The organism is Mycobacterium sp., assembly GCF_049683355.1.
In the GTDB taxonomy this organism is placed as follows: Bacteria; Actinomycetota; Actinomycetes; order Mycobacteriales; family Mycobacteriaceae; genus Mycobacterium.
On sequence record NZ_JBAUJB010000254.1, the window covers coordinates 1 to 4,979 of the forward strand.

Annotated in this window: 4 protein-coding genes and 1 pseudogene; 4 read left to right on the plus strand and 1 reads right to left on the minus strand. The window is 65.9% G+C overall.

All coding sequences use genetic code 11. From position 1 onward, the window contains the following. Window positions 1-50 precede the first annotated feature (50 nt). From WA944_RS15430 to WA944_RS15445, 4 genes and pseudogenes are all read left to right on the plus strand, one after another. Complete coding sequence (locus WA944_RS15430) at window positions 51-1,706, plus strand: site-specific integrase (RefSeq protein ID WP_526611465.1); 1,656 nt, start codon at window positions 51-53, stop codon at window positions 1,704-1,706. Between the two features lie 163 nt (window positions 1,707-1,869). Further along, on the plus strand, window positions 1,870-2,496 hold the full coding sequence (locus WA944_RS15435; RefSeq protein WP_526611466.1) for a hypothetical protein: 627 nt from the start codon (window positions 1,870-1,872) through the stop codon (window positions 2,494-2,496). A gap of 48 nt (window positions 2,497-2,544) precedes the next feature. After that, entirely contained in the window at window positions 2,545-3,870 is a 1,326-nt protein-coding gene (locus WA944_RS15440; protein WP_526647094.1) for a DDE-type integrase/transposase/recombinase, read from the plus strand. Beyond that, a pseudogene (locus tag WA944_RS15445) lies at window positions 3,867-4,037 on the plus strand (ExeA family protein); the annotation flags it as partial. The gene WA944_RS15440 and the pseudogene WA944_RS15445, both read left to right, overlap by 4 nt. Before the next feature lie 145 nt (window positions 4,038-4,182). Here WA944_RS15445 and WA944_RS15450 read toward each other — a convergent pair. Further along, window positions 4,183-4,979 (minus strand): helix-turn-helix domain-containing protein (locus WA944_RS15450; RefSeq protein ID WP_526372167.1); only part of this gene is annotated, 797 nt, incomplete at its 5' end.

Here is a 4,979-nt window from a genome sequence, read left to right on the forward strand (position 1 = left end):
GCCCCACCTTCCACGGAGTCTCCAGTCCCAGCAGATGGCGGTACAGCTCGGTGTCGCGCATACCCCATATCCTGCCGCTGACGGCCGTCACGCCCACATCGGGCCCACGAAAAACCCGGAAGCGCCCCTTTTTGATGGTCAGCAGACGGCTGCAACCGGGCTACGACTACCTCGTCAGCCGCAAACTCTGCAGCCTGTGGCACGAACTGACCGACAGTTGCCTGCAACCCGATCTCGACCGGTTCATGACCGCTGCACTGGAATTGGGCTTCAGTGAGCGGGTTTCCTCAGCGATCGGGTCGCAGATCATCGCACGACTGCTGATCCAGACCGGCCGTCCCTTATCTGATCTGCGGGACAGTGATCTGCAAGAGTTGCTGCACGCCTGCGATGTTCGCCAGGCGCGGACCGGGCGCGGCGCGAAACACTATCGCAGCACCACCCACAGTGCCCGCCAGATCCTTTTTCACCTCGGCATCCTCGACACACAAACCCCGCCAGCGGTCACAGCGTTGTCTCTTGAAGAACGTATGGCCGAAGTTCCTGTCGCGTTGCGTCCCGCCTTCGTGGCCTACTTGAACCGCAAACACGCCACCTGCGTGCCCAAAACGGTCAGCAGCCTCGCCACCAGATTGGCGCAGTTCGGCAGATACCTCGCCGCGGTCGACCCCACCTTGACATCGCTATCGCAACTGGACCGCCGTCGCCACATCGAACCGTTCATCACCTCGCTGACCACCGCCGTCAACAGCGTCACCGGCGAACCAATCACCGTCGCCGACCGGATCCGCCGCGTCCATGCAGTCGGGAACTTCCTCGCTGAGATCACCGAATGGGGCTGGGACGACGCACCCCCGCGGCGGCTGATCTTCCGCACCGATCTTCCACGGCCGCAACGCTTCCTACCCCGCTATCTCCCCGTTGACGCTGACCGTAAACTCACTGCGGCACTAGCGGAGTCGCCCTACCGACTCGCCGCCGATGCACTCTTGGTGCAACGCGCATGCGGGCTGCGGATCGGCGAGTTGCTCGACCTCGAACTCGACTGCATCCATGAGATCCCCGGGCAAGGATCCTGGCTGAAGGTCCCACTCGGCAAACTCGACTCCGAACGCATGGTCCCACTCGACGAAGAAGTCCTCACCCTCGTCGACCGCATCACCAAGACCCGCTCACCCGGTCGACCCATGATCCATCCCCGCACCGGAGCACCGGCGGACTTCCTGTTCACTCACCACGGAAAAAGGCTCTCGCAGAACGCAGTACGCGAGGAATTGAACCGGGCCGCCGACACCGCAGGTCTGGGACACATCACGCCGCATCAACTGCGGCACACCTATGCCACGGCCCTGATCAACGCCGGCGTGTCACTGCAAGCATTGATGGCGCTGCTCGGACATGTCTCCTCACAAATGAGTCTGCGTTACGCGCACCTGTTCGACCACACCGTGCGCACCGAATATGAACGCGCACTGGACCTGGCGAAAAGCCACATCGGAGGACTGCCCACCACCGGCCGCCAGCTCCCGATCGCCGATGTCACCGGCGCCAGTTGGAAGGACGCACCGGCGATCAAATCACGGCTCGCTGGCGGCTACTGCCTGCGGGCCCCCGCACAAGGCTCGTGCCCGTATGCCAACATCTGCGAGCATTGCCCGAGCTTCCACACTTGTTCGGGGGCATTCAGGGTGAGCGCATGGGGGTAGGGTTCCGGCGCTGACGGTGAGCAGCGTGTTGAGGTGCTGGGCCCGGTTTGTTGTTCGTGGTGCCGGGGCGGCACGGTGATCAAGTCATTGGTAGGCGACGGCCCTCCCGTCGTCTCTTGGCCGAGTGCTACGGGAGGGCCGCCTGTTTGCGCTTGGAGGCGCAGTGGTCACCGTAGAAGCAGATGTCGATCAAGTCGAGTGCAGGCTGGCCGCCGGTGAGCTGAGCTGCCCGTCCTGTGGGGGTGTGCTGGCCGGTTGGGGACGGGCTCGACCGCGGCGGTTGCGCGGTGCGGATGGGCCGGTGGAGCTGTGTCCGCGCCGCTCGCGGTGCACCGGGTGCAAGGTGACGCATGTGTTGTTGCCGGTGACCGCGTTGTTGCGCCGCGCCGACACTGCGGCGGTGATTGTGTCGGCGCTGGCGGCGAAGGCCACGCGCGGGGTGGGGTTTCGCCGGATCGCCGCGGAGCTGGATCGCCCGGCGGAGACGGTGCGCGGCTGGCTGCGCCGGTTTGCCGAGCGGGCCGAGGCGGTGCGCTCGGTGTTCACGGTGTGGCTGCGCGCGGTGGATGCCGATCCGGTGATGCCGGATGCGGCCGGCGGGGTTTTCGTCGATGCGGTGGTGGCGATTGTGGCGCTTGCGGCGGCCATCGGGCGCCGGTTTTTGCTGCCCACGGTGTCGCCGGCCGAGACCGTGGTGGCGGTGTCAGGTGGGCGGTTGTTGGCGCCGGGCTGGCCCGGCGAGCGGGTGCAACACGAGCCGACCCTGCCGCCGCGGGTTGAGGGGCCGTAATTGTGTGCGCTGTCGTGTGTTTGACAGAGCGCAAAGGAGGACGGGCCGGTGGCGGTCGATGATGAGGACAAGGTGCGGGCCGAGCGGGCCCGCGCGATCGGGTTGTTTCGGTATCAGTTGATCCGAGAAGCCGCCGATGCGGCGCATTCCACCAAGGAGCGGGGAAAGATGGTGCGCGAGTTGGCGTCGCGGGAGCACGTCGATCCGTTCGGGCGGAAGGTGCGCATCAGCCGCCAAACCATCGACCGGTGGATTCGCGACTGGCGCGCCGGCGGGTTCGACGCGCTGGTGCCCAATCCGCGCCAGTGCACCCCGCGCACCCCGGCCGAGGTGCTGGAGCTGGCGGTGGCGCTGCGCCGAGAAAACCCCGAGCGCACCGCCGCGGCGATCCGGCGCATCTTGCGCACCCAGTTGGGCTGGGCCCCGGATGAACGCACCCTGCAGCGCAACTTCCACCGGCTGGGTCTCACCGCCGCAACGACTGCTGGGCCGCCGGCGGTGTTCGGCCGGTTCGAAGCCGAACACCCCAACGACCTGTGGGTCGGGGATGCGTTACATGGCATACGAATTCAAATCCGTAAGACATATCTGTTCGCGTTCTTAGACGATCATTCTCGGCTTTTGCCCGGCTACCGGTGGGGCTATGCCGAGGACACGGTGCGCCTGGCCGCCGCGTTGCGCCCGGCGTTGGCTTCCCGCGGCGTGCCCAGGGCCATCTACGTTGACAATGGTAGTGCCTACGTGGATGCGTGGCTGTTGCGAGCGTGCGCGAAACTCGGTATACGCCTTGTTCATTCGACACCAGGTCGACCCGAAGGTAGGGGCAAAATCGAACGATTCTTCAGGACCGTGCGTGAGCAGTTCCTGGTCGAGATCACCGGCGAACCAGACACCATCGGCCGCCACTACGTCGCCGACCTGGCCGAACTGAATCGGCTGTTTGCGGCCTGGGTGGAAACCGTCTATCACCGCACGATCCATTCCGAAACCGGACAGACCCCGCTGGATCGCTGGTGCGCCGTCGGCGCGGTGCCGCTGCCCGCGCCCGAGACGCTCACCGAGGCGTTCTTGTGGGAAGAGCACCGCCGCGTGACCAAGACCGCGACCGTGTCGCTGCACGGAAACAGCTATGAGGTCGACCCGGGGCTGGTCGGCCGCAAAGTGGAGCTGGTGTTCGACCCATTCGATTTGACCCGTATCGAGGTCCGTGTGGCCGGCGCCCCGATGGGCCTGGCCATCCCGCACCACATCGGACGGCATTCACATCCGAAAGCCAGACCCGAAACCCCCACCACACCAACCAAATCCAGCGGCATCGACCAGATCCCCGGGCAGCTCGACCTGCTCACCGGCCAGGAAGCCCAACCTCGATGATGGACAAACTGATCTCCTACTACGGTTTTTCACGCACCCCATTCGGCCGCGATCTGGCCCCGTCCATGCTGCACCGCCATACCGCCCACAACGAGGCGGTCGCCCGCATCGGCTGGTGTGTCGCCGACCGCCGCATCGGCGTGATCACCGGTGAGGTCAAGCCGGGTTCTCACTACTAATTTCCTTTCCCTGGTTGTCTCATCCGGTCCAGATTTGGGCCGGATGCTGCGTTGTTATGGGTGTTCATGGTCACCCGCGTGGTGCGACCGGGTGCTCTGGACTGGATGCGACAACAAAGCTGGCCTCGGCGTTTCATGGCGTTGCAGTGAACAAGGCGTCTTGCGGTGGTGGCAGTTGGATGGCCAGGCCCTTGCGTTGGCCGCGGTTGACATGCACGGCGTTGAGCTCGCCGCGTTGAATCCGGTCCAGCACAGTCTGTTTGGCCACGTCGAGTCGGCTGGCGGCTTCTTGGAGCCCGACCCATCCCTCGGGCGCGTCCGGGGTGACCTTGGCACGCAGCTCGGCGTCGATGCGGATTCGCCACGGGCCGCCGGGGCCGTGTTGCTCGCCGCGGATGAACCCGCTGGACAGCCACCGGTAGAGGGTAGCTCGGGAGGTGCCCAGCAGCGTCTGGGCTTCGGCGATGCTGACCATATGCGCATCGTCGTCGATGGGTCCGACGGGTTCGCTGGGCCCGGCGATCCGGTGTTTGCGGCGCAGGCTGCCGACCCGGTCGCGGGTGAACGCCAACCCGGTCGCGGTCATCACGCCTTGCCGGGCAAGCAGGCGGGCGATCGTCGCGTCGTCGTAGTGCACGGCCAGCCGCCGAATGCGCTCCAGCGTGTCGGCCTCGGTGCGGATAGCGCTGTCGGCGCCGCGGCGCGGCAACGCAACGGTGATATCGGTATGCGCGCCACCTTCCCACCGGATCCGCACCGCGGCCTGACCAGCATCGCGGTCGACGGTGAGGACGACCTCACCAATCAGCAACCGCAGCAACTGCTTTCGTTCCCGGATCGTTGTGGTGTCGGCGTCGAACACCGCCCGCAGATCAGCACCCGCGTGGGATAGCCAGGCCACCTCCTCCTCGGTGAGCACCGCCGGCCGGC